Origin of the sequence: Photobacterium gaetbulicola (assembly GCF_003025515.1) — a bacterium.
GTDB classification, from domain to species: domain Bacteria; phylum Pseudomonadota; class Gammaproteobacteria; order Enterobacterales; family Vibrionaceae; genus Photobacterium; species Photobacterium gaetbulicola.
This window is the reverse complement of the sequence record NZ_PYME01000010.1, coordinates 12,769-36,960: the sequence shown is the minus strand read 5'-3', so window position 1 is coordinate 36,960 and position 24,192 is coordinate 12,769. Positions and strand designations below refer to the sequence as shown.

The 24,192-nt window shown below is 47.8% G+C and carries 19 protein-coding genes and 2 riboswitches; of the genes, 12 read left to right on the top strand and 7 right to left on the bottom strand.

Features of this window, described 5'->3' with window-relative positions; genetic code table 11:
* Positions 1-273 precede the first annotated feature (273 nt).
* The 3 genes from C9J03_RS10580 to C9J03_RS10570 form a co-directional block, all read right to left on the bottom strand.
* Complete coding sequence (locus C9J03_RS10580; RefSeq protein ID WP_044623190.1) at positions 274-1,353, bottom strand: porin; 1,080 nt, start codon at positions 1,351-1,353, stop codon at positions 274-276.
* 566 nt (positions 1,354-1,919) lie between these two features.
* Positions 1,920-2,543: a thioredoxin domain-containing protein gene (locus C9J03_RS10575; protein ID WP_044623191.1), complete on the bottom strand. Its 624-nt coding sequence runs from the start codon at positions 2,541-2,543 to the stop codon at positions 1,920-1,922.
* Between the two features lie 96 nt (positions 2,544-2,639).
* Complete coding sequence (locus tag C9J03_RS10570; RefSeq protein WP_044623192.1) at positions 2,640-3,560, bottom strand: LysR substrate-binding domain-containing protein; 921 nt, start codon at positions 3,558-3,560, stop codon at positions 2,640-2,642.
* Between the two features lie 114 nt (positions 3,561-3,674).
* Here C9J03_RS10570 and C9J03_RS10565 point away from each other — a divergent pair, with 114 nt between their 5' ends.
* The 6 genes from C9J03_RS10565 to yegD all read left to right on the top strand — a co-directional run bounded on the left by C9J03_RS10565 (position 3,675) and on the right by yegD (position 11,262).
* Positions 3,675-5,012: a 6-phospho-beta-glucosidase gene (locus C9J03_RS10565; RefSeq protein WP_044623193.1), complete on the top strand. Its 1,338-nt coding sequence runs from the start codon at positions 3,675-3,677 to the stop codon at positions 5,010-5,012.
* A 2-nt stretch (positions 5,013-5,014) separates the two neighbouring features.
* Positions 5,015-5,779 carry a carbohydrate deacetylase gene (locus C9J03_RS10560; RefSeq protein ID WP_044623194.1) on the top strand — a complete coding sequence of 255 codons (765 nt, stop codon included), beginning with the start codon at positions 5,015-5,017 and terminating at the stop codon, positions 5,777-5,779.
* 5 nt (positions 5,780-5,784) lie between these two features.
* Positions 5,785-7,239 (top strand): N-acetylglucosamine-specific PTS transporter subunit IIBC, encoded by a 1,455-nt coding sequence (gene nagE / locus C9J03_RS10555; protein WP_044624458.1) that lies wholly within the window; start codon positions 5,785-5,787, stop codon positions 7,237-7,239.
* Positions 7,240-7,247: 8 nt separating this feature from the next.
* Positions 7,248-8,162, top strand: a complete 915-nt coding sequence (locus C9J03_RS10550) for an SLAC1 family transporter (RefSeq protein WP_044623195.1) — start codon at positions 7,248-7,250, stop codon at positions 8,160-8,162.
* A 71-nt stretch (positions 8,163-8,233) separates the two neighbouring features.
* Positions 8,234-9,034 carry a glucosamine-6-phosphate deaminase gene (gene nagB, locus C9J03_RS10545; protein ID WP_044623196.1) on the top strand — a complete coding sequence of 267 codons (801 nt, stop codon included), beginning with the start codon at positions 8,234-8,236 and terminating at the stop codon, positions 9,032-9,034.
* A gap of 875 nt (positions 9,035-9,909) precedes the next feature.
* Complete coding sequence (gene yegD, locus C9J03_RS10540; protein WP_044623197.1) at positions 9,910-11,262, top strand: molecular chaperone; 1,353 nt, start codon at positions 9,910-9,912, stop codon at positions 11,260-11,262.
* Positions 11,263-11,408: 146 nt separating this feature from the next.
* Here yegD and C9J03_RS10535 read toward each other — a convergent pair whose 3' ends face one another.
* Positions 11,409-11,714 carry a high-potential iron-sulfur protein gene (locus tag C9J03_RS10535; RefSeq protein ID WP_039462132.1) on the bottom strand — a complete coding sequence of 102 codons (306 nt, stop codon included), beginning with the start codon at positions 11,712-11,714 and terminating at the stop codon, positions 11,409-11,411.
* Positions 11,715-12,072: 358 nt separating this feature from the next.
* On the opposite strand from C9J03_RS10535, the gene C9J03_RS10530 reads away from it, so the two are divergent.
* A complete protein-coding gene (locus C9J03_RS10530) occupies positions 12,073-12,735 on the top strand; it encodes an HAD hydrolase-like protein (protein WP_044623198.1) in 663 nt (220 codons plus the stop codon).
* 490 nt (positions 12,736-13,225) lie between these two features.
* Entirely contained in the window at positions 13,226-13,633 is a 408-nt protein-coding gene (locus tag C9J03_RS10525; RefSeq protein WP_044623199.1) for a nuclear transport factor 2 family protein, read from the top strand.
* Positions 13,634-13,703: 70 nt separating this feature from the next.
* Here the strand turns inward: C9J03_RS10525 and C9J03_RS10520 are convergent, their stop codons facing one another.
* On the bottom strand, positions 13,704-15,077 hold the full coding sequence (locus C9J03_RS10520; protein WP_044623200.1) for an alanine/glycine:cation symporter family protein: 1,374 nt from the start codon (positions 15,075-15,077) through the stop codon (positions 13,704-13,706).
* A 100-nt stretch (positions 15,078-15,177) separates the two neighbouring features.
* Positions 15,178-15,271, bottom strand: a riboswitch (glycine riboswitch).
* Positions 15,272-15,295: 24 nt separating this feature from the next.
* A riboswitch (glycine riboswitch) is annotated at positions 15,296-15,433 on the bottom strand.
* Between the two features lie 718 nt (positions 15,434-16,151).
* Here C9J03_RS10520 and C9J03_RS10515 point away from each other — a divergent pair.
* Both C9J03_RS10515 and C9J03_RS10510 read left to right on the top strand, forming a co-directional pair.
* The gene (locus C9J03_RS10515) at positions 16,152-16,859 is read left to right on the top strand and encodes a response regulator transcription factor (protein ID WP_039462120.1); all 708 of its coding nucleotides are present in this window, start codon (positions 16,152-16,154) and stop codon (positions 16,857-16,859) included.
* A gap of 276 nt (positions 16,860-17,135) precedes the next feature.
* Positions 17,136-18,278, top strand: coding sequence for a DnaJ domain-containing protein (locus C9J03_RS10510; protein ID WP_107291700.1), 1,143 nt, complete (start codon positions 17,136-17,138; stop codon positions 18,276-18,278).
* A 35-nt stretch (positions 18,279-18,313) separates the two neighbouring features.
* Here C9J03_RS10510 and C9J03_RS10505 read toward each other — a convergent pair whose 3' ends face one another.
* Positions 18,314-21,415, bottom strand: a complete 3,102-nt coding sequence (locus C9J03_RS10505; RefSeq protein ID WP_044624459.1) for an efflux RND transporter permease subunit — start codon at positions 21,413-21,415, stop codon at positions 18,314-18,316.
* A gap of 2 nt (positions 21,416-21,417) precedes the next feature.
* Complete coding sequence (locus tag C9J03_RS10500) at positions 21,418-22,554, bottom strand: efflux RND transporter periplasmic adaptor subunit (protein ID WP_044623202.1); 1,137 nt, start codon at positions 22,552-22,554, stop codon at positions 21,418-21,420.
* 150 nt (positions 22,555-22,704) lie between these two features.
* Between C9J03_RS10500 and C9J03_RS10495 the strand changes: the two genes are divergently transcribed.
* On the top strand, positions 22,705-23,316 hold the full coding sequence (locus C9J03_RS10495) for a TetR/AcrR family transcriptional regulator (protein WP_052829756.1): 612 nt from the start codon (positions 22,705-22,707) through the stop codon (positions 23,314-23,316).
* A 64-nt stretch (positions 23,317-23,380) separates the two neighbouring features.
* Positions 23,381-24,184, top strand: a complete 804-nt coding sequence (locus C9J03_RS10490; RefSeq protein ID WP_044623204.1) for a transporter substrate-binding domain-containing protein — start codon at positions 23,381-23,383, stop codon at positions 24,182-24,184.
* Positions 24,185-24,192: the final 8 nt, after the last annotated feature.

Below are 24,192 nucleotides of genomic sequence, written 5' to 3'. Positions count from 1 at the left end.
GACAAGACGATTATCGGTCTTTGTAACTAATCGTTAATAGTCGTCTTTTTAATAGACTGAATGGTTGTAAGCGAGGTGATTGAAATGAGATCAAACCGGCTCGGCAGTGGTGAATTTTTGTTGCGAAAGATCCTGTAGTATGTTGATTTTTAGGCTAAGTTACTACCACAACTTTAATGTAACAGTGTAGCTGATTACCTTAAAAGGGGGCACCGGAAGGTGCCCCAAAGTGTCAAATGAATTCGACAGAATGAACACAGATTAGTGAGTACCTCAGAAGTTGTAACGCACTAGCAGAGCAAGCTCGTCGTCTAGGCCTGCATCTGAGCCGAATGCATTTTTGCTGCTTGCGTCAATTTGGTATTCAGCCGCAAGAATAACTGGGCCAGTGAAATAAGCGACGCCTAGGGTTGCATATGCATGCTTAGCAGATGTGTTGTCATCTTCTAGTTGGTTGTAGCCGGCAAGGAGTTGGAATTGGTTGATATCATAAGTTGCGGCAAGCTCTAGGCCTGTTGCTTCTTTGATTGTATCGTTGCCCACTGATGAGTGAGCGTCGCTGAATACGCTGCCTGTGGCTTTTTGGTGGTTACGGAATTGGCCGTAGTTAGCAGCTAGGTATAGCGCATCATTTTCATAAGAAATCACGGCGTTAGCGACTTTTGCGTCTGCACGATCATCAAATTTAGTTTCGCCATAAACACCGCTCACGCCGACGATACCCATACCGGTATCGAAGTCATAACCTAGCATTGCTTGGTAGCCGTAGTCACGGTCGTAACCACCGGTAATATTGCCTTGCTCGTTACGTGAAAGGTTCGAATCCTGGAATTGGTACTGAAGGCCAACCTGTACACCGTAGAAGTTGTTGCGGTATTGAATTACGTCATCCGCACGGCCAGTACCATGTACGCCACCGTCACCAGAAATACCGTCATAGTTACCTGCGGTGTCACCACCGTAAATCCAGAAAATATCTGTTTTTCCGGTTACGTCGTAATGAACAGACCAAGCTTTACCGAGGGTAAAGTTACCGAATTTTTCGTTGTCCGCTCTGATGTAGCCCAAACGGTTTGAAACGTGGCTGCCTTCAGAGCTGTTTGCTAGTGCATCGTACGCCCATTCAGCGCGAGTGCCGATATCCCAGCCGCTTTCTAGGGCATGGGTATAGCCGAAGTTGATACGAGACGATTGGTTTCGAAGTTCAGAATCACCATCAGAGAAACGAGCACTTGCTGCTAAACGGCCACCAACAGAAAAAGTGTTGGTTCCATCGTTATAAACTTCCAATGCATGTGCAGACGATGATGCTGCCGCAGCTGCCACTGCTAGGGCAATTAGCTTTTTATTCATTTCATAATTCCTAATTTTAATGGTGTAAAGCACTCATAAATGCTTGTTTTATTTTTTATTATTTCGTTCCCTGTAGTAATAGTGAAATGATCTTAAGGGGGAGGGTATAAAGAAAGTTTTAGATTTAAGATGCTGTTTTTAAATGTTTTTAATTTATGGTGTTTAAAAATGTTACATCCCCTAGAGTGCATGCCTGCCACAAGACTGTTAACGTGTTCGCAGTGGCAAAAACTTATTTTTTCAAATCTTGAGCTTTAGGTTTTTTTGCTACTGATTACGGTGATAAATATGAGTGGCCAAACAATTAATTGCTATTTATTTGGTGGGGATATTGACGCACAGCGTCAAATATTCATCATTTAGCGCGATAATACCTGTTGGCTTGTATTTGCAATTATCGGGAAGTAAAGAAGTAAAAGCGAAGTCTGTACGGTGCCAGAATTGAATATTAAGAGTTAGGGGGAGTAAAGGTATGGTTTGAGGCCGAAGAGGGGCTGGTTAGTAAAGTGGGTTCTGGTAGAAAGGCTGGGCTAGCAGAAATAGCTAGCCCGTATACGCGAACTGGTTTATTGCTTTTCAGAGAGGAAACGAATGGTGTTAGCTAAATCTTCCAAGCTGTCATGTGCACCATTCTGAACAAGGTATTTCCCTTTAACTAGGAAAGAAGGCACAGAGGTAATTTGTGCATTTTGTTCTAGTTGGTTGGCATGGGTCATCTGCTGGTAGACGAGCTCTTTTTGCTCATCGTTAAGAGCAAACGGGCTAACAAGATCATGCTGGCCGAAGATCTCATCCAGCTTATTCTTGCGACCTTCCTCATCTAGGCCGGCGGCTTGCTCCTGAACAAAACTAAATAACGCTTCTTTCAAATCAGCTGATGGTTTGCCATTGCTCTGGATAGCTGCCGTGTAGTAAAGGTAAGCAGCGTATTGGGCACTTTCGTTAAACGTGACGTGAACCTGGTCGATATCTACTTCCGCCAACTTTTTGATTTCAGGCAGCATTAACTCCATGTTACGGCAGTGGCCACAACCGAGAGAAAAGACTTCAACAACGTCAGCAATATCTGCTGTTGGCGTTGTGACAACGGTGTATTTTACGCCTTCTTTCGGTGTCTCGGTTTCACTGCACCCCGTGACAGCGACAAGAAGAAAAAGCGTTGAAGCCAAGATTTTAGTTAGTGTATTCATACTGATAAATGTAATGAGTTTTAAAGCAGTAAGTATGGATGAAAATGAAGACGAGATCGCTAACAAACATCAATTTTGTTGCCTGTTCGATGATTATTATGTCCCTATTGTCGATTTATTCTCTGCTGGGGAGCGGATGTTCTTGCCAAATACCTCGTTTCTTACCCAGCTCGCAAAGAGCTTGTAGCTCGCCCTGTGCTCCATCCCTTTAACCGAAACTAACCAATAGTGCTTGTTGGTAAGTACTGCCTGGTAAGGTGCAACAAGTTCACCGGATTTAATCAGGTCTTTGACCAAGTTCCAGCGTCCGATTGCTAACCCGATACCTGACATCGCTGCAGATAAAGCACTATGGAAATCATCCACTAGAAAGCGGCTATTTTGGCTGGCGACATACTCTCCGTCGTTTAGCCACTGCAACCAGTTTGAGGAATTGATGTTGTCTATCAGGGTCAGTCCCGACAAGGTCTTGTTCCCGGCTGATAAGTTGTGCTTTTTGGCGTAAGCCGGTGTGCATATGGGCAGGATACTTTCGCGTATCACCGGCTCGGTATGGAACTCACTGATCCTGTCGGCATAGACAATCGCCAAATCCATCGACTCGTCGTTGAAGGTTTGCGAAACGCTCGAGGTGACCACGCGTATATTCATTTGGGGATATTGTTCGAGAAAGCTCGGCAGGGCGGGGATGAGCACGCGCGATGAGAACGACGGGGAGGCGCCGATGCGCAATTCACCGGAAGGCGTCGGATCTTTCAGATCAGAGATCACATTATCAATGACTTCGTAAGACTGGCTCACAGCAGCATACAGCTGTTTGCCTTCTGGGGTCAGCGCGATGCGCCGGACCTGACGAATGAACAGCTTACAGCCGATTTCATCTTCGAGCTGTTTTATCCGATAGCTCACAGCGCCTTGAGTTATACCGAATTTTTTCCCTGCTTCGGTAAAACTCAGGGTCTCGGCTGTGGCGAGGAACAAGTAAATATTATTGTGGTTTGCACTGGCTCTCAGCATGTTATAACACCGCTATGGATTAACTGGGTTGATTTATAGCGCACTTTTTATGATTTGTTAACCCAGTTTGTATCTGAAAAACTAATGCATGTAATCACTAGATGGTAATCAAACATGCAAAAGTTATTGAAAGTTGCCGTAATCGGCGCGGGCTCAAGTTACACACCTGAATTAGTCGAAGGTCTACTAAAACGCGTCGAGACGATGCCAATCGGCGAGTTGTGGCTGGTTGATATCGAAGAAAGCTGGTGGAAAGCGGAAATTATCTACGGTCTGACCAAGCGTATGGCTGATAAAGTCGGGAGCAAGATGCAGATCCACCTGACCGCCAATCGCGCCGATGCATTGAAAGATGCGGACTTTGTCTGCTCGCAGTTTAGAGCGGGTTGCCTGGAAAGCCGCATCCGCGATGAACGCATTGCGGCCGAGCACGGCATGATTGCCCAAGAAACCAACGGCATTGTTGGTTATGCCAATGCCTGCCGCACTATTCCTGTGGCGCTAGAGATTGCTCATGAAATGGAAGTGCTTTGCCCGGATGCATGGCTACTTAACTTCACCAATCCATCAGGCATGGTGACCGAGGCTATTTTGCGTAACAGCACCACCAAAACCATCGGCCTGTGTAATGTTCCGGTCAATATGGAACGCGGTGCAATGGAGCTGCTGGACGCCGACAGCGATGATTTCTTTATCCAGATTGCCGGTTTGAACCACTTGGTGTGGGCGCGTCAAATTATCCATAAAAACCAAGACAAAATGCAGTTTGTTATCGACGAGGTGTTGGCGGGCAACGACAAGATGCGTCCACAAAACATCGCGCAGTTCAGCTGGTCAGAAGCCCTGCTGAAGAACATGAATATGCTGCCATGCTCATACCTGCGCTATTACTACGCGAGCGAAGATATCCTCGAAAAGGAAATCGCCAAAAACAGCCAGGCGGTAAACCGCGCTGATGTCGTCAAAGCGATCGAAGAAAAGCTATTCGCTGTTTACAAAGACGAAAACTTGAACGAAAAACCCAAAGAGCTTGAGCTCCGTGGCGGCCAGTACTACTCAGAGTCGGCATGCAAAATCATGAATGCTATCCACAACAACACCGGCGAGATCATGCATGTCAACACCATCAACAACGGTGCGATTAGCGGCCTGCCGGACGATTGTGCGGTCGAAGTGAGCGCGATTATCCGCTCGTCGGGAGCACATCCTCTCAGTGTTGCGGCGTTCCCGGAAGACACGCTTCGCTTGCTTCAGACCATGAAGACCTTCGAAAGGCTAACAATTGAATCGGCGATGAAGGGCGATGTCGAAACCGGCCTGCGTGCCCTTACGATCAACCCGATTGTCGGAACGGGCGTGAAGCTTGAGCGTGCGCTCAAAGATACGCTTATCCAAAACGCCCATCAGTTACCGCAATTTAAACCTGAAAGCTTCGAGATTTTACAGGGGTAAACATGAAACTGATCATTAATGCCGATGACTTTGGCCTGACCAAAGGGGTCAATGCCGCCATCGTCGAAGCGATGAATAACGGGGTCGTGACATCGACGACCCTGATGGTGAATCAGCTAGGCACTGCCGATGCGATTGATTTGATCCATACGCACAAGCTGGAAAATATCGGGCTGCACGTTAATTTGACGTTGGGAAAGCCGGTTTCTAAACCGGAAGACATTCCAAGTCTAGTTGATGGCAATGGTGAATTTCATAGCCGTAAATACCTAACGGACCATGCCGAGCAAGTTAATGCCGAGCACGTTTATATCGAGGCCATGAATCAATATCTGAATGCAAAGTCTTACGGTGTCGAAATTGATCATTTCGATTCCCATCACTTTGCCGCGTTTTTGCCCAACTTGAGAGATGGCTTTATTAAGTTTGCCAACGAAGTGGGCCTGGCGTCTCGCAGAGCCGATTACTATATCGATGATCTCCAGGCGCTTGCAGTGAAAACAACGGATAAATTCAGTGCCCGGTTCTACGGTGATCGAGCCAATATCGAAGGTTTGAAAGAGACCGTCCGCGAATTAAAAGGTAGCGACAACCAGACTACCGTCGAAATTATGGCCCACCCGGGCTATTCAGACGATGAGCTTGCCAGCCTATCGTCTTATACAACACAACGTGAACATGAACTGAGTGTCCTGTTATCAGAAGAAATCAAAATCTGGTTGCAGGCGCAAGAAATAGAACTCATCGATTTCAAAGGAATCAAATAATGAAAATCAACGTTTTTGGATATCTGCAAAAAGTTGGACAAGCCTTGATGATCCCGATTGCAGCCCTACCTGCAGCGGCGATCCTAATGGGTATTGGCTACTGGGTTGATCCTGTCAGCTGGGGCCATGATAGCCAAATCGCAGCCTTCTTAATTAAATCCGGTGGCGCAATCCTTAAGAATATTCCTATTTTGTTTGCTGTCGGTATTGCCTTCGGTATGTCGAAAGACCGTGACGGTGCGGCAGCACTTTCTGGGTTAGTATGCTGGCTGGTGGTGATGGCGCTGCTTGATCCGGCCACAATGGCCATGATCAAAGGTATGGATATCGCTGATATTCCAGCGGCATTTAATAAAGTCGATAACCAGTTTGTGGCGATCATTGTCGGTGTCGTTGTCGCGGCCATTTATAACCGTTTTTCTGAGACCCAACTGCCAAAAGCACTTTCCTTCTTCAGCGGTAAGCGGCTGGTGCCTATCCTGTCAGCTGTTGCGGGTATCTTCATTGCCGGCGTATTGATGGAAATCTGGAACGGCATGTTCTCAGGCATGACTAACTTTGGCGCTTGGATGTACGCTCAAGACTCTATTGGTGCGGGCCTATTTGGTTTCTTCAACCGACTGCTGATCCCAACCGGTCTTCACCATGCGCTAAACCCAGTATTCTGGTACGACGTAGCCGGTATCAATGATATGCCAACTTTCTTGGGTGGTGCTCAGTCTATCGCAGAAGGTGCGGCGCAACCGGGTGTGACAGGTCGCTATATGGCGGGCTTCTTCCCAGTGCTAATGTTCGGCCTACCTGCTGCTGGCCTGGCGATGTATGTCACGGCCCATAAGAAGAATAAAACGCGTGTTGCTTCACTGGTTATCGCGGCGTCTTTTGCCTCTTTCTTTACTGGTGTGAGTGAGCCGCTTGAGTTTGCGTTCATGTTCACCGCGCCGATGCTGTTTGCTCTGCATGCCTTCCTGATGGGGCTGTCACTGTATATCGCATCGTCAATGGAGTGGATTTCCGGCTTCGGTTTTTCTGCCGGCCTGGTTGACTTGGTGCTTCAGGCGCAAAACCCACTGGCAACCAACTGGTACATGCTGGTACCGCAGGGTTTGGTGTTCGGTCTGATTTACTTTGTTACTTTCCGCTTCGCGATTATCAAGTTCAACCTGAAGACACTTGGCCGTGAAGACGAGTCTGAACTGCAGGCAGAAGCGGTACCTGTCTCTGATATGGGTGAGCTTGCTAACTCGTATGTTGAGGCACTTGGCGGTAAAGACAACCTGACGGAAATCAATGCTTGTATCACTCGCCTGCGTCTTTCTGTTAAAGACAAGTCGCTGGTCTGTGACAACAAAATCAAGGCGCTAGGTTCACTGGGTATTGTCCATGTGGGCGAGAAGAACCTGCAGATCATTGTTGGCACCCAAGCTGAATCTATCAGCCTGCTAATGAAAAAAGCGTAAGGTAGAAGATGTCTAGTAACACGTTTCTTCGATTGCCAGTCACTCTGATGTCATCAGTGATGGGTGTTGCTGGACTGGCTACCGCTGCTAAAGCATCTGGGATCAGCGTTCTCGCACCTACCGTTACTGCGGTAGCGGTAGGTGCCATGGTCATGTTGCTGGTCTTTACCTTGAGCTTGTTCACAAGGTATATGAAAAAATCGACGCAATATTTTGACGAAATGGCGAATGCAGTGAGTCGCAATTTCCTTTCATGCGGTACGATTTCTTTATTCTTATTATCTGGGCTGTTTGACAGCCCAGTTATTTGGGTGCTCGGCGCGGTGATTCAAGTCCCGCTTTTTGTTCTTATTCTTGCTCGCTGGATATACAGTTACGAAAATCTGCTATCAGTATTTAATCCGACCTTTTTGATCCCACCATTGGCTAATGTAGTTTGCTCTATTTTTGCCCCTGAATGGTTAAAAGGTTTCGGCTACTTTATGTATTTAGTCGGTACATTGGTTGGGGGAGGGGTTTATTTGATGCTATTTTCACGGCTAGTGAAAAAAGCATTTATCGCTAAACCGCTATATCCAACGTATTTTATTATGATGGCGACGCCGTCAATGTTTTTCTTGGGCCAGCAAACTTACGCGATCCGATTATCGGCCGTAGGTGTGGGCTACTATGCCTGGGCGGTTATCGCATCGATAGCGCTATTGCTCAATTTAAGAAAAATTATTACGACCAACTTTAGTTTGGCTTTTTGGGCCTTTACCTTTCCGATGGCAGCATTCACGACGGCAACCTATCAGTATATTCATTTAACAGGCGCTCCGCTCTGGATCGGGCACAGTCTATTGGCAATGACATTTTTAATATTACTGAATGTCATAGTGAGAACGGTTTTGAACCGCAACCACCTCTTATTGCCGCAGTAAATATTTATTATTACCAATTATTAGGACATGGCTGATAGAGCCATGTTAGAAAATCATACTAGGAGAGCACAATGCGATTGATACCACTACAAAACTGCAGCCAGGTCGGTAAGTGGGCGGCAAGACACATTGCCCAGCGCATCAATGACTATCAACCAACCGCAGAGCGTCCATTTGTTCTTGGTCTGCCGACCGGTGGCACGCCGTTGGCGACCTATAGCGAGCTGATCAAGATGCATCACGATGGGGATGTCAGCTTCAAGCATGTTGTTACGTTCAATATGGACGAGTATGTCGGGATCACTGCGGACCACCCGCAGTCATACCGCACGTTCATGTTTGAGAATTTCTTCAACCATATTGATATTCCGCTAGAGAACATCAACCTGCTCGACGGCAATACCGGTGACAACGATGCTGAATGCCAGCGTTACGAAGCTAAGATCAAATCCTACGGCAAAATTAATTTGTTCATGGGCGGGGTAGGCAATGATGGCCACATCGCTTTCAACGAGCCGGCTTCTTCGCTGGCGTCGCGAACTCGCGTAAAAACCCTCACTGAAGATACCCGTATCGCCAACTCGCGCTTCTTCGATTCGGATATCAACCAGGTGCCAAAATCCGCCCTGACCATTGGGGTCGGCACCTTGCTGGATGCAGAGGAAATCCTACTTCTCATCACCGGCCACAACAAGGCTCTGGCATTGGAAGCGGCAGTGGAAGGCTCAGTAAACCATCTATGGACGGTATCGGCATTGCAGTTGCATCCTAAAACCGTTATCGCCTGTGATGCCCCTGCTACTCAGGAGTTAAAAGTGAAGACGCTGAGATACTTCACCGAGTTGGAAGCGGAAAGTATTAAAGGCATTTGATAACCAAGTATCTCCATTAAGCTTCCTAAATGAATAAATCTAATCCTGTTTGAGTTAACCGGTTACTTGCACGTTGTAGAATGGAATATTCACAGTGTCAGGAGGTAGCCGGTTTTTTAATTTTGTCAGACGTTAGTCATTAGGCGGTTTAGTTCTTATTTGGGTGTTTATTTACCCATAATCGGATGAAGTGCATGTCAGGTTGCGGCTTGGTTCATGGTTGTACAAAAAAAGACTGACTGGGTGCGGTGATGGGTTGCCTGGATATTCGGCCATCGCGTTGATGAAACAGAAATGATATAAAAAACTTTCTGTAGATAAACATGCCAAGGCAGTTTTGATTATGGACTCTGTCGTCATTAAAACGGAAAGGTTAGTCCTTACAGCCGTGAATCATCAGGATATCGATATATACCCAAGCTACTTCAAGATGCAGGTTCAGCAAGAATTTATAAGCTTGTAGACAAGGCATTGTTTTAAAGACCTAGTGGCTCTAAATCGAAAAACAATAACGACGTATACAAGTTTAGAAAACTCGCTCTTTTGGACAACCCAGCCATAAAAGTGGGTTATGCCGGCGTGGAACGAGTCCCTGATGTCAACCTTGACGATATTCGTTATGCGTTATTACCGGACTATCAGGGGCTTTGCTTTTGAAGCCGCACGTGCGGTGTTGGATTTTGTCTTTTCTTCTGGGAAGGAACCCAATTGGGCCAAATAGCCCGCCTTTGTGAGAGCACACGGCATGTGTTGGTGCGAAGGTGAAGGCTCGAGAGTGGATTTAATCCTACTGAGCATGCATTGTCATCATCTCTTGATTGAACAATTGGCGAATTTCAGTATGATGGCCGGCTTTTCTTGGTGCGGAGGATAGCATGTTTATTGGTTTTGATTATGGAACGGCCAATTGCTCGGTAGCAGTGATGGAGCAGGGCCAGCCACGTATGCTTGCTCTGGAAGGCGAGAGCAGTTTTATTCCTTCGACACTTTGTGCACCGACTCGAGAGGCAGTAAGCGAGTATTTGTACCGTCATATGGGCGTGCAGCCCGGCGATGAGTTGGGCGAACAAGTCTTGCGTCGTGCCATTGCATTTAACCGCGAAGAAGACATTATTGTCGAAAAAGGCGATCTGTTATTTGGTCAGGCTGCACTCGATCTGTATCTCGATGATCCTGAAGAGGTGTATTACGTCAAATCACCTAAGTCCTTTCTAGGGGCGAATGGTCTGCGTGATGTGCAAATTCGTTTTTTTGAAGATCTGGTTTGCGCCATGATGAGCAATATCAAGCACAAAGCAGAAGCTCAGCTTGATAAGGCGATCATCAGCACAATGATTGGCCGTCCGGTTAACTTTCAGGGCACTGGCGGTGAAAGAGCCAATCAGCAGGCAGAGTCAATATTGTGCCAGGCGGCCAAGAGGGCAGGGTTCCAGCACATAGAATTTCAGTTCGAGCCTGTGGCTGCAGGGCTTGAGTATGAAAGTACACTAACAGAAGACAAAACCGTATTGGTGGTCGATATTGGTGGCGGTACGACCGATTGCTCAATGATCCAGATGGGACCGAGTTGGGTGGGTAAGACGGATCGAACCGAAAGTCTTTTGGCCCACACCGGGCTGCGCGTTGGCGGAAATGACCTCGATATCTATTTGGCTTTTCGCCAAATCATGCCTCAGTTAGGCTTGGGCACCAAAACCCAGAAAGGGATTGATATGCCAATAGGCCAATTCTGGAACCCGATTGCCATCAACAATGTTGTGGCGCAAACGGATTTCTACGGTTCGTCTAATCTTGCGGTATTGAAGCAATTGCAGCGTGATGCTGCTGAGCCCGAGAAGTTGAAGCATCTTCTTAGAGTCTATCAGGAGACACTGGGCTATCAGCTTGTGCGAAAGGCTGAGGAGTGCAAGATTGCTTTGTCAGATGCTCAGACACATCGCTTGGCTTTATCTCAACTCTCGGATTTGCTCGAAGTGGAAGTAAGCCAAGAGCAACTGGCTCAGGCCATTGAGGCACCAAGGGTACATATAAGCCAGTTGGTAACGGACGCTATTGCGCAAAGCGGTATAAAACCCGATGTTGTATACATGACCGGAGGTACAGCCCGCTCACCAATATTACGGGCGTGTATCGAGCAGCAATTGCCATCGACTCCGGTGGTCAGCGGTAGTTACTTTGGCTCAGTCACAGCAGGTCTTGCACGCTGGGCGCAGCAGACTTTTGACTAGTCGCTGGCGATTTAATTAGCGTTTTAAAATTGTTTAATTGTGTTGTAAAAAAGCCTGCTTGTCTGTATTCCAATTGATGGGTCACATTGATAGCAGGCTTTTTTCAGTATGACCCTAAAAGGTCTGGAGATAAATAAGGTGGGGGATTAGGGCTTCTTCACCCAGGCGCTGCACCAACCATTGGTATTCACTGCTTTACCGGGGAAAATCGCACATGGTCGCCATTCGTCTCCATCATTACCTTGAATCAAGGCACAGTTGCCACAATGCTTATCACTATCTGCGGCTTGGTGTACGTATTGGAGGGCCTTGGCTTGAGGATCATCCTCTGTCAAATGGGGTAAATCAGAGGCATGTGCGGGCTTGACTAGTAACTCTTTACCAACAGTTATACCGATAACACTGGCCAGCCCAAGTTTGAGGAAATTCCTTCTATTCGTTGTGTTTTTCATTTCATTACGACCTTTCTCATTGCTCACAAAGTTAACGATAATCGTTTTTGTTATTTGGCTTACTCTACAAGGGTAATACGGAATCCAAGCCGATGGCGGATTAAAATGTGATAAATTTATCTGGTTTGTTATTTTTTATGTCTATACTTTGCTTTTGTGTTTTTGGGTGAGTGGTTTGTGGCTGTTGGTTGATAAGTGAACGATCAAGGGGGTAGTTCTCATTTTTGCTACTAACATGCTGACAAATAAGGCTTGATCTGAAACAAGCTTTTACAGATTTGGTTGAAGTTTGGCTTGCAACATTTTGGTTACAAGCGCATCATCTTGCGTCGAGAACAGCGAGTCATAAGGATAAAAAATGGCAAATTTGTTTTTATTAGATATTGATGGGGCGCTGGTAGATTCACATAACCTAGAGCTGGATTGCTATGCTAGAGCGGTCAATGAGGTACTAGGTATTGAGATGGACACAGACCTTTCCCTGTATGCTAATTTGACCGATGCCGGTGTGTTAGATGAGCTTATCGTTAAACACGGTATTACCGAGAGCCGATCGATTATTCATCGCAAAGTAGAGAACCGTTATCTGACTCTGGTTCAGCAAGCAATAAATGAGTACCCCGAGACAGTCCGTGAGGTAATGGGGGCAAAAGAGTTTTTGATGCAAGTGAAGGAGCTGAGGGATACTTATATCGCGATTGCGACCAGCAGCTGGGCGTCGGCGGCAAAATTAAAGCTGCGGGCGGCAGGCTTAGACATCGGCAACATCACCTTTGCTTCTTCATCTGACGCGTTGAGTCGAACGGAAATCATGGCCCTGGCTGCATTTCGTGCCAAGCAAGACTCAGGGGTTGTCTTTGACCGTCGTGTTGTCTTTGCCCATGGCGATCGCAGCAAGCATGCATCACAAGAGCTAGGTTATGACTATGTAGAGGTAGGTAATGGGTCAGGTCGTCATGCCAATATTCCAAATCTGGCTCATTATCAGGCCGCTTTTTCACAATTAGCGTTGTCGGCATAGGAAGTCACGTATCTTGACAGGTGTGAGGATCCTTCCAGAGCCTCGACTTTATTGGGCGTAGTATGAGCAGTTATCATCTTTTATTTGCATTCGAATTGCTATGCTAAATTTACGCCCAATGAATCTGTTATTCCTTTCATTACTCTGCACACCTCTCTTTTTATCGTCAGTATATGGAGCCCAGGAAGAAGTTCCGTATTGCCATCAATTTGCCGATTTTAATTTCCCCGATTATATGGCGCTTTGGAATGATTATTAATCAATTTGATAGGGCGTACTGGTGGAAAATAGCTGAGCAGCTAGCCGCTTCTGCGCAAGATGAGCGGGCTAAAATCTGGGTATTGAATAACCCGTCTCGATTTATCTCATTATTAAACTCACCTCCCATTGGCTGATGATTAGATAGAACCCTCTACAAGTTTTATGTTATACCCAAGCAACTTGGAGTTGCTTGGGTATAATTATAATAACGGGCTTGGAGTAATATCATATGGATGAGAAATGGGTTGTGCAGTGGTTTAATGAAGTCTGGTCTAAGGCTGATAGCTCAAGGTTACAGGTATTAGCTTCTGATCCTTTTCATTTTCACGTACCTGGTGGTAAAAGTTATCTGCTTAGCCATAATGAATACCTTAATTTTATTACGCTATGGGGACAACGGTTCAAGGATGTGACCTTTCGAATTGTTGATACCGTCAGAGATGGCAACAAAACCGTGGTTATTTATCAGTGCCATGCATTGTATTGTGGCGGGTGGGCGAAAATACCGGCAAAAAAGCAAAAAGTCATGATGACAGGTATGGCTTTTTTCAAACACAAGGATGATAAAATTATCGACTGCCGGCTGGAAGACAGTAGCTTTGATTTATACCAGCAGTTGACCCGGCGACTGGAATGAAAACACCCCGCGTAGTTATGTATCACGGGGTGTTTACTTGCTGGTTACCTGCGCAGGGCAGATAAGACGATTAGGCTGTTTGAAGGTCTGCTGGTGGCGGGGTCAGTTTTTGGAAGAACTCACGCGTCTCCGTCACAATCACATCACGTAGCAAGATCAATCCAATCAGGTTTGGAATCGCCATCAAACCATTCACGATGTCGGCAATCAGCCAAATCATATCAAGCTTCATGAAGGCGCCTGCCGCAATCAAGACCAAGAAGAAAATCTTGTAAGGCAGAATAGCTTTGACGCCGAACAAATAGGTAATACAACGCTCACCATAGTAGTTCCAGCCCAGAATGGTTGTGAAGGCAAAGAACATCAGGCCAATCGTTACCATCATTGGACCAATGAAGCTGGAGTCCAAACCGCTGGCAAAGGCGTAGCTGGTCATCGCCGCACCGGCATAGTCACTCTGCCAGGCACCGGTTACGACCAGGGTAAGACCGGTCATGGTACAGATGATAATGGTATCGAAGAAAGTACCTGTCATCGAGATCAGACCTTGCTCAACACACGAGTCAGTTTTCGCTGCAGCGGCGGCCATTGGTGCACTACCAAGGCCTGATTCGTTGGAGAATACACCGCGGGCGATACCTGATTGGATAGCTAGCATAATACCGGCACCGACGAAACCACCAGTGGCGGCGTGACCGGTAAAGGCTGATTGAATCACAAGCTGAATCGCCTCAGGGACAGCGCTGTATTGCGAACCAAGAACAATGACACAAGCCAGGATGTAGAACAGTGCCATGAAAGGAACAACTTTGCTGGCGACTTTGGCAATAGACTGCACACCGCCAAGCGTAACGACAGCAACCAGAATGGTCAGTACCACCACGGTGATTTCGCGCGGGATCTCAAACGACAGGTAGGCCGCATCGACAATCGCATTGGCTTGAGGGAACGTACCAATACCAAAGCAGGCAACTCCCAGCGCGAAGACCGCGAATAGGCGAGCCAGCCATTTCTGACCTGTACCTTTTTCGATGTAATACATAGGACCGCCAAGCATTTGGCCGTTGGCATCGACTTCACGGTACTTTACTGCCAATAGGCATTCGGCATACTTGGTCGCCATGCCAAACAGTGCCGCTAGCCACATCCAGAACAGGGCTCCTGGGCCACCCAGTTTGATGGCGGTAGCAACACCAACAATGTTACCTGTACCTATAGTGGCAGAAAGTGCTGTACACAGAGCGGCAAAGCTAGAGACGTCGCCGTCTGCTTTGCTGTTTTTATTTCCTTTAAAGAGGTAGCCCAAAGCGAGGGGTAGGTAGCGGATCTGGATTAGCCCGAGGCGAACTGTCAGATAAACGCCTGTACCTACTAGCAAAAGAAGTAGCGGCGGGCCCCAAACAAGGTTATCGATAGTTTGTAAGAAGTTATAAAGTGGGTTCATTTTCTCTTTACCTTTAAACATCAAAGGAAGAGATAAAGAACAACAGTTATACCGTTGCGAGGTGTTTCAGAATGTTGGTGTTACTTTCTGTGCTGTTGATCTTATCTCCTCTGTCCTTTTGCCTGAGAGTTTCACCTGAATTCAGGTTTGCTCCTTCGGCGTCCGATTTAACGGATCTCTCCAGAGGCTCCTCCAACAACAGTCCATACCCTTCTCAATTTTCAACTGAGTAAGGTGCCTGAAAGATTTACTTGCCATTGTTTGCATTGGCTGCAAACGGGATAGCCAGCTTACTTCTTCGGCGGGCTCGCGACTAGTTTGCACACTAGCACTCGCCACTCTCCTGCTGTCTTCATCGGAACTCAAAATTGCCGAGACATAGTAATAGATAAAAATGCGATTGTCTTCAAAAAATTCAACAAATTTTAAGTGGATGAGTTGACGTGCTAGACAAAAGTGCCTGCTTTTTCATTTCTCACGGCTTAATAAACGGTGTCATCGGTGGCTCAATCGAGCCCACTGAAGATAGTGTTAAGCCGCTTAGTTGTTGGACTCTTCTTGATGGCTGACTGATGGGGGACTGCGTGCAGTAAAGGCGACTCAATTTATAGAATTGTGACCGAATTTGTATATGGTGACAATGCGTTCACTGCAAGTGTGTTGATATGGTCTTTTTCTTGCTTATGAGCTCTAACGCAATAAATTTGTGGTGTGGACGGTGAAAAAGGGCAAAAATCAAATTTAATAAAGTGCGATGGGAAGAATTTTGTTAGATTATTTTTGAATAAAAAATTAATTTAAATTCGCTTTGGCTATAGATAGCCAGATTTTAAAGGCGTATATGCGTTATAACTTATTGAAGTGTTCGTAATAGCAGAATATTTTGAGAAAACAGCGTTAATCTTGCAACAAATTTGCCTTCTGGAATTTTTTGGGTTTATAGACGTTAATTATCAATGTCACATGACTTTTTTGACGGTCATAAAACTATAAAAAGATCGACGACGATTTATGACAAGGAGTGTCTATGAAGACAAAATACTTGTAATTTTCTTGATAGATTAAGGTGAAGTTGTGATATGGGTTAGTTGTAGTCACTTTGATAAAGTGGCAGAAGCGAAAGAAAACCTCAAGATGTCACATGATGTAGTTGACGTCTCACCTTTTGAGCTGTTGTCAACCATGACAGGTCAGGAGCTGATTTTCCTTGAGGTCGTAGACTCAACGTCAAACGGTTTTGAATTGCTGCAGTCGGTTAAGAGCCGTTTCCCGCAAACCAAAGTCGTTGTGGTTTACCATAGCCTTGATGCCGATCTCGCATTAAATGTTCTTCGTGCGGGGGGAGAGGATGTGATCGCGGCTAATGCCACCAAACAGGAAATTGATGCCTGCTTTAGCAGACTTCATACTCACAATGTGGTTGCTGAGCCGGTACAGGGATTTGAGCAGCGCGAGCTGTCAATAAGGCCAGCCTTGAAGATCATTGATGAGAATATAAGTTCGCCGCTAAGGGAAGAAGATCTCGCTAATGCTTGCCATTACTCTCCGACTTATTTCTCTCGCTTGTTTCACAATGTGATGGGGGTAACCTTAAAGCAGTATATCATCAAGAAGCGATTGGATCTGGCCTGTGGACTGCTGAGTTCCGATAGGGAAAAAATCTCGCAGATTGCCCATTCGGCAGGCTTCAAAGATGTTTCCTATTTTTCCCGCGTGTTCAAGAAGCATATGGGCTGCTCGCCGGGCGAGTTCAGAATGCGTAAGCATAACCTTCATACCTGAAATTGATATAAGATTGTTCAGAGAGCAACCCATATACCTAAGTGGCATCAAGTCACTTGGGTACATGGGTTGTTTTTGCTGTTATTGAGTGAAAGCCCTTAACTTTTCCATTTCGAAGCCGATAGCATTCCCTGTTTTATGTATCGATAATATTTATCGTTATTTGGTATGACCCATGACAAATAAAGACAAAATGCCTTTAGCAAGATATGTATTTGTCTGCATATAATAAAACTGGGATGTTAGTTCAGAAAATATGTTTGCGGTAAGAATGGAATGACAACGTATTTCGATATTCTCGGAGTAAAAAAGAATACCCCTTTGGCAGATGTAAAGCGGCGATACAAGTTGCTTTCAAGTCGGTGCCACCCCGATAAAGGGGGATCAAAATCAATGATGCAATTGGTGGGGCTGGCGTATGAAAAGATCCTGTCAGGGCATGGTCACGAAGAAGCCGTTCAAGTGGTTTACCTCAAATCCAATGACCAGGCCGCGATTTGGAAAAAGAAATGTCAGCAGCTTGAAGATCAAAATCAAGATTTGCAGCGTCGCAATGACCTGCTGGAAAAAAAGCTCAAAACGGCAAGAGAGCAGCAGAAGACGCAACAGCAAGAACCGACAGACGCTGAAGCAAGACAGCAACAGATGTTGGATGAAGATATGCAGGCACTGAGGCGTGAAAACCGCCGATTGCAATTCCAGATAGATGCTCTTCGCCGCGAGAAGACAAGCACAAAAATAGCTGTTGTGAAATCCGAAATACCCGGTCAACTGGTTGTGGCTTCGCGAAAATTGACGCCGGCCGTCACCGGCCAGATCAAAGCCATTGGCAGGAGCCGCTATTGGGGGCGTCTGGCGATGTTGGGCATCCCTATCGCGTTGGTATGGCTAGCGATGGGGCCGGGCAAAGAGCCTTTGATGAGCGTCTGGAACAGTTTCAACCCCGAGCCGCAGCGAGTCAGCAAACCGGCTATGAGGTTGCTGCACCATGATACAACCCAGAACCAGAGTTCAAATACAGTACAAGTTGCGTTACCTGTGGAGGGCGCGGTAGATAAAGAAATTATTGTGCCGCGCATTAAACTTAGCAGTGATGTTGGTATCTGGCAGGTGAGCAAGTTCGAGAACACGCCGAACTACTATATCAGTGTGCGCAGTGAAAAAGGCTCATATGTGATCAAAAGCTGTGGCAGCGATTTCCAGTATTACAAGAACACCTTGCTGCGCTCGGGGAGGATGGCGGCCAATCTAATCTATAGCCGTGATGAGCGGCACTTTGAAATCTACGATATTCCCTATGGCAATGGCTCCTTCGCCCATAATTGGGCGAAGAGCAAAAGTTTGTTAATTAACAACGAGTACTTTCCCAATAAGAACTTTTCCAATTCTTTCAGCGCATTGCAGCAGTACTGCCAGTAGCAAGGTTCCCCTCGCGCGGACCAGCTATATACTCATTATCTCCCCACCTCAGCGGTGTGCAATGTCATGTTGCTTACCGCTAAAGGCTTGTACTTTACAGCCAACCTAAACGCGGCTGGGACAAAGTAGAAGGAAACGAGGGTGGTCAGTAGGGTACCGCCGGCGATAGCCATTGCGAACGGGGGCCAGAATCCACCGCCTGCGAGAATCAACGGCATGAAACCACCAATGGTTGTGATGGTGGTAGAGGTAATATGCCGGGTACAGCTCATCACTGCTGCTACAATGGCCTGCTGGTTTCCTTTGCTGGCTTCCGGGCAGCTTTTGAGCTCTGCAAGGATCACAATGGCAGCGTTGATCGCCAATCCGACAAGGCCAAGCAAGCCGATAATCACGGTGAAGCCGAACGGGTAGCCAAAGACGGCAACCGAAAGTAAGCCCAGACCGGCCGAGAGCATACCAACAAAGAAAATGACCAAACTCAACCTAAATGAGTTGAACGAGAGGACAACAACCATTACCAAAAGGGTGATCACCATAGTCAAATTGGCCATTAAATTCCCAACCGACTCATTGCGCTCTGCGGATTCGCCGCCAAACTCGATGCTGTAGCCACTTGGCATGCTCGAGCGGTACTCTTCCATCGCTGCTTGAAAAGGCGCCAGTGCTGTTTGCGGCAGCACTCCAGCGCGGATATAGCCTTCGATGACATTGACTCGCTGGCCGTTGCGGCGGGGTATCGCCCCTCGACTCGGAGTGAGCGAGAGATCGGCGAGGGCAAAAACGGGTAGCCCGACGACGTTGCTGCCCGCTTTGACTGGTAGTGGTAGGCTGCTCAACTGGCTCATATCCTCACGACCGTCATCGCTGATCCTTACGCGCACGGGGACCGATTCGGTTGCCTCGATAATGCTCCCGCTCAAGCGGCCGGTGAACGTGGCCTGGAGCAGTTCGGCAAAACCCTTAAGGCTTAACCCGCTCAGCTGGCTGGCCTCCTCGTTCACATTCAGCCATACCTTCGGGGTGCCGGGCTGCAATGTTTCTCGGGTATGCGTAACGTTGGGCGTGTTCGCCATGATCAGGCGAATGTCTTCCCCAATTGCTTTGAGCCTATCGAGATTGGGGCCATATAGCCGGACTTCCAGCGGCGCGTTGAACGGGGGACCTTGCTCGAGTTTTCTCACCAAGATCTGGGCATTGGGCATAACCCGGTCAAACTTGGCCTGAAGGGTGGGGATCAAGGTGTTAGCCAACTCAAAGTTTCGTACTTTGACCATGGCTTGGGCAAAGTATGGTGCGCCTTGTTGGCGGCTGACCAAATTGTAGTAGAAAGAGGGGAAGTTGCCGCCGACAAGCCAGCTAACCTGCTCGATACCGTCATAGCCTGCCATGATGCGGTCGACCTGCTTGGTCGCTTCCGCTGTGGCAAAAATACTGGCTTGCGGAGGCAAGAACAGTTGGATCTCAAACATATCCCTGTCGGATGGCGGGAAGAATTGCTCGGTCAGTTTTGTCGCTGCCCAAAAGCCGGAGAGGGGAAGGAGGCAGACCAAACAGGCGGTGAGCAACGGGTGTTTGATAGCAACGCGAACAGATCCTTCAAAGCGCTGGCTGAGCGCCGGGAGCACGATTCCGCTATGGTACCAGCGCGGATTCCGGTTTATTGCAGGCAGTAAGCGTGACGCAAAACCGGCGACCAGAGTATGGGATATCAGGTATGAGCCAATCAGTGAGAAACAGACCGTGATGGCGATAGCCCCGACAAACTCACCGGCAGGGCCGGGCATCAGGAAAATCGGTGCAAAGGCTAATACCGTGGTCAAGGTCGAGCCCAGTAGCGGGATCCAAAGATGGTGAATGGCCTCCAGAGCAGCGTCAAGTTTGGCTTTGCCTTGTTGGCGGTAGTGCTGGATGGTATCGACCATGACGATCGCATTATCGACCATAATACCGAGCGCGACGATAAGGCCTGTCACTGACATCTGGTTGATCGGCAGCCCAGTGAATTTCATCATCGCGAGGGTTATCAGGCTGGTAAGCGGCAATGATAGCGCAACAATGACCGCAGAGCGGAGCCCTAGTGTCAGCAGCAGAACCACCAAGATGATGGAAAAGCCAAGCAGCAAGCTGTTGTTGAGCTCAGAAAGGCGGGCTTCGGTATAGCTTTGTTGCTCGAAGATGACATCGACGGCGATGTTTGAGGGGATCTGCTGGCGGTATTGCTCCAGCAGCCTGTTCATTCGGTCCGTCCATTGGTCAACTCTCAACTTGGGCTGCATCCGGGCGGCAACAATAATCGCCGTCTTGCCATTGACCACACCGATTTCCGATGGCGGGCTGGCAGGCTTGCGTTCAACCTGGGCAATATCTTCCACGCGAATAAAAAAGCCATTGTCATCCATCGCGATAGGAACACGGCGGACCCTGTCGAGGGTATCCAGCGAGTCCGAGATCTCTAGCGCAAAGCGGGTATGAGCATTGACCAACTCACCGGCGGAGTTTTTGGCATCGGCCTGATCGATAGCCTGTGACAAGGATATGGCGGAACGGCCAAGGGCACTGGTCGCCGCGGGATCTAAGGTCACCTGGATTTCTTCATCAGGTAAACCATACACATCCACAAACTCAACCCCGTTCATGATCCGCATTTGGTTACCAAGCTCAATGGCATAACGGCGCAAGGTCAGCAGATCGGGCTGGCTCTCGTCTTGCCAGGTCAACGCGGTGATCATGGTGAACGCATAGCCGTGGTCGTTATCCAATTCCGGTACAGATACGCTGGCCGGAAGCAAAGGTACAACATCAGATAGCTTATCCCTGGCTCTGGACCAAACGGGATCGGAGTCGGTGATGTCGTCGTTAAGCTCAATTCGGATAACTGAGATACCGGGTCTTGAAACAGAGGACAGTTCTTTGATTTCCTCTAGCTGACGCAACTCGGTTTCAATTTTTTCGGTGATGAGTGCCTCAACCCGCTCGGCGGTTGCGCCGGGTAAGTGGGTCACGATACTGGCATGGCGGTTATGGATCACCGGATCTTCTGCCCTGGGCAATGTTGTCAGGGCTGAGAAACCAGCGACCACCAAGAGTGCAATGGCTAATATCAACAGGCGGGTATTGCTGATTATGGCTTCCATCTTCATAGCGCGGCCTCATCGCGAGTATTTAGAGGAAGCGGCAACTTTTTTACCGGTTGCACGGCCTGGCCAGGGACAAGCCGGTGGAGGCCATTCGCAATCAGTCGCTCACCAGTTGTCAGGGCGCCAGTGACATAGGCATAGCTGTCGTTGGCATGCAGCACTTGGATGGAACGGCGTTCGACCACATGTCGTTTGTCTTCACCAAGCATGACAAAGACATTCCAAGTACCACGTAGGCCGTCTGTCATAGCCGAAAGCGGGATCCAATACCCTGGCTTTTCGTGAACGTCACTAAACTGCAGGTAGGCCAATTGGCCATCGATGACTTCGGCCGACTCAGGCAAAGCAAAGCGGAGCTTGACGGTGCGTGAACCACTATCGATACGTGCACCGGGATTCAATAGTGTGACAGGGTAACTCTCTGGGCCGATCTGTAATTTCCAGCTGTCATGGTTGTTGTTATGGTTGTTTAACTTGGCCAGTTGCTTGGCAGGTATACCGATATGGGCTTCTTTGCTGGTAGATGCTAGCAGGGTAAGGGTAGGGGCGCCGGTATTGATAACATCGCCCGTCGATACATGACGGGCACTGACGATACCATCGTAAGGGGCATAGACGGTCGATTTTTCCTGCCTCAGCTGGTTGGCTGTAAGCGAAGCACTGAGTTGTCTGAAGCTAGCTTGTAGTGCCTTGCGCTGACTGCTGAGCGTATCAATGTCAGCATCGGCACTGAAGCCTTTTTGTTTGAGTGACTGCTGACGTTTTAAGTTTGCTTCAACCAAATCCAGTTGCGCCGTTATCTGTGACTGTTGGGCGCGCAGTTCATCAGCCTGGGTGATCAAAAGTTGGGTATCGAGAACAAGCAGTGGCTCACTCGCTTGAACACTATCTCCGACATCGACCAAAATTCGTGCGACTTTACCGCCGAGCTCTACGCCTAAATTCGCTTGTTGTCCAGCTTGGACCAAGCCGACGTATTCCCGTTCAACGCTGTAATGATCTGACGGAGTTAACGTTAGCGTATCTACACTCAGCAGCAGGTGTTCCTGCCGCTCTGATGGTGACGAGGTTGAGGTATTGCATCCACCCAGCAATGCGGAACCGATCACGATACCGGCGATTGTTATCCTTTTCATCTTGCCCTGCCTTACGTTGAGATATCCAATAGACTTGGATATAAAACTAGACTGCCCAGTCCATATGTTTAAAAAATAACCCATGAGTACTAGACTGTCCAGTTTGATTGTATTAAAACTTATGTATGCTTGTTAATTAGAGGTGAGTGTGTGTTAACAGCGAGAAGTGCCCAGAAGAGGGAGCAAATTTTGAAGGCTGCCACAGAGTTATTCTGTGAGCAGGGTTATGGCATCAGCATGGATACCATCGCGGAAAGGGCGCAGGTTTCAAAGCAAACCGTGTATGCGCATTTCAGGACGAAGGATGAGCTTTTTGACACCTGTATTAGAGCCAAATGTACCGCAAATCAGTTAGATATTAGCTTGTTGGATGACCCCAGAGAACCAGAGCAGGTGCTAGAGGAGTTTGCTTGGCGGTTCCAGAATATGCTGCTGAGTGATGAGGCGTTGAATACCTATAAAACAGCAGTGCGGCAAAGTGATACCCATCCAGATCTTGCCAGGGTTTATGTGAATGCTGGGCCCAGAAATACGACAGAAATGGTGGCAGCCTATCTCGGCCAGCTTAGCGCAAGAGGGGAGCTACAGCCCGATTTGAATTGCAATGATGCCGCTTTGCAGTTTTTGCTGATGTGTCACGGCAAGGCTGTATACTGGGCCTATCTAGGGCAGGACAGCCTGGAAACAGAGCAGGAAAGAAGAGCCTATTTAAAGTCATGTGTCTCAATGTTTTTACTAGGCTATAAAAGTTCCAAAGGTTAAATTTGCCAAAATAAATTACTGCTATCTTTATAGATAAGTTTCTTGATGGGTATCAGAGGCATCTATGAAGACACGGTACATCAAAAGTGGAATCGCAGTCCTATGTATTTTGATGTCACTGCTTTCTGGGGTGGCTCATGCCGCGAAAAGCCGGTTGACGGAGATTATTGACCGGGGCGTTCTGCGGGTGGGAACGACGGGGGATTGGAGCCCGATGACGGTACGCGATCCTGCCACAAACTTTTACCGCGGGTTTGATATCGATATCACCACCGAACTGGCCAAGGATTTGGGGGTAACGGTGGAATACGTTCCTACGACCTGGAAAAAACTTGTCAACGGTGTTGTGACTGATAAATACGATATGACCGGCAGTGCTTCGCTGAATATGCACCGTGCCAGGTTGGCCGGCTACAGTAATACCTACTATCAACTGGCATTTGTACCTGTGGTAGCCAAAGCGAACGAGAAACGTTTTCGTAAGTGGAGTGACTTCAATTCGTCGTCGGTCATCCTTACCACCACGGCAGGTACGGTTCAGCAAAGCTTAGTCGAAGAACTACTGCCCAACGCGCGCAAGCATGCCAGCGAAAACGCAAAGCTAACCCACCAATACCTGCTCGATAACAAAACCACCGCGATAGTGACCTCGAACATCGAAGCTGCGACACTGGTCAAACGTTATCCTCAGCTGAGCGTGGCCAAAGTCGACGGGATGCGTTTGCCAACGCCGATAGCCATGCTGCTGCCCAAGGATGATCAAGTTTGGATCAACTACGTCAATCACTGGATCGAGCTGAAGCAGACCCAGGGTTTTTTTGATCGTGTTGCCGAAAAATGGGGCCTGGTCAAATTAGATATGCGCTAGTGTATCGA

What these genes read in the sequence shown, in the direction of transcription:
- C9J03_RS10580 (WP_044623190.1), bottom strand. Translation starts at nt 1,353, where the DNA reads ATGAATAAAAAGCTAATTGCCCTAGCAGTGGCAGCTGCGGCAGCATCA.
- C9J03_RS10575 (WP_044623191.1), bottom strand. Translation starts at nt 2,543, where the DNA reads ATGAATACACTAACTAAAATCTTGGCTTCAACGCTTTTTCTTCTTGTC.
- C9J03_RS10570 (WP_044623192.1), bottom strand. Translation starts at nt 3,560, where the DNA reads ATGCTGAGAGCCAGTGCAAACCACAATAATATTTACTTGTTCCTCGCC.
- C9J03_RS10565 (WP_044623193.1), top strand. Translation starts at nt 3,675, where the DNA reads ATGCAAAAGTTATTGAAAGTTGCCGTAATCGGCGCGGGCTCAAGTTAC.
- C9J03_RS10560 (WP_044623194.1), top strand. Translation starts at nt 5,015, where the DNA reads ATGAAACTGATCATTAATGCCGATGACTTTGGCCTGACCAAAGGGGTC.
- C9J03_RS10550 (WP_044623195.1), top strand. Translation starts at nt 7,248, where the DNA reads ATGTCTAGTAACACGTTTCTTCGATTGCCAGTCACTCTGATGTCATCA.
- nagB (WP_044623196.1), top strand. Translation starts at nt 8,234, where the DNA reads ATGCGATTGATACCACTACAAAACTGCAGCCAGGTCGGTAAGTGGGCG.
- yegD (WP_044623197.1), top strand. Translation starts at nt 9,910, where the DNA reads ATGTTTATTGGTTTTGATTATGGAACGGCCAATTGCTCGGTAGCAGTG.
- C9J03_RS10535 (WP_039462132.1), bottom strand. Translation starts at nt 11,714, where the DNA reads ATGAAAAACACAACGAATAGAAGGAATTTCCTCAAACTTGGGCTGGCC.
- C9J03_RS10530 (WP_044623198.1), top strand. Translation starts at nt 12,073, where the DNA reads ATGGCAAATTTGTTTTTATTAGATATTGATGGGGCGCTGGTAGATTCA.
- C9J03_RS10525 (WP_044623199.1), top strand. Translation starts at nt 13,226, where the DNA reads ATGGATGAGAAATGGGTTGTGCAGTGGTTTAATGAAGTCTGGTCTAAG.
- C9J03_RS10520 (WP_044623200.1), bottom strand. Translation starts at nt 15,077, where the DNA reads ATGAACCCACTTTATAACTTCTTACAAACTATCGATAACCTTGTTTGG.
- C9J03_RS10510 (WP_107291700.1), top strand. Translation starts at nt 17,136, where the DNA reads ATGACAACGTATTTCGATATTCTCGGAGTAAAAAAGAATACCCCTTTG.
- C9J03_RS10505 (WP_044624459.1), bottom strand. Translation starts at nt 21,415, where the DNA reads ATGGAAGCCATAATCAGCAATACCCGCCTGTTGATATTAGCCATTGCA.
- C9J03_RS10500 (WP_044623202.1), bottom strand. Translation starts at nt 22,554, where the DNA reads ATGAAAAGGATAACAATCGCCGGTATCGTGATCGGTTCCGCATTGCTG.
- C9J03_RS10490 (WP_044623204.1), top strand. Translation starts at nt 23,381, where the DNA reads ATGAAGACACGGTACATCAAAAGTGGAATCGCAGTCCTATGTATTTTG.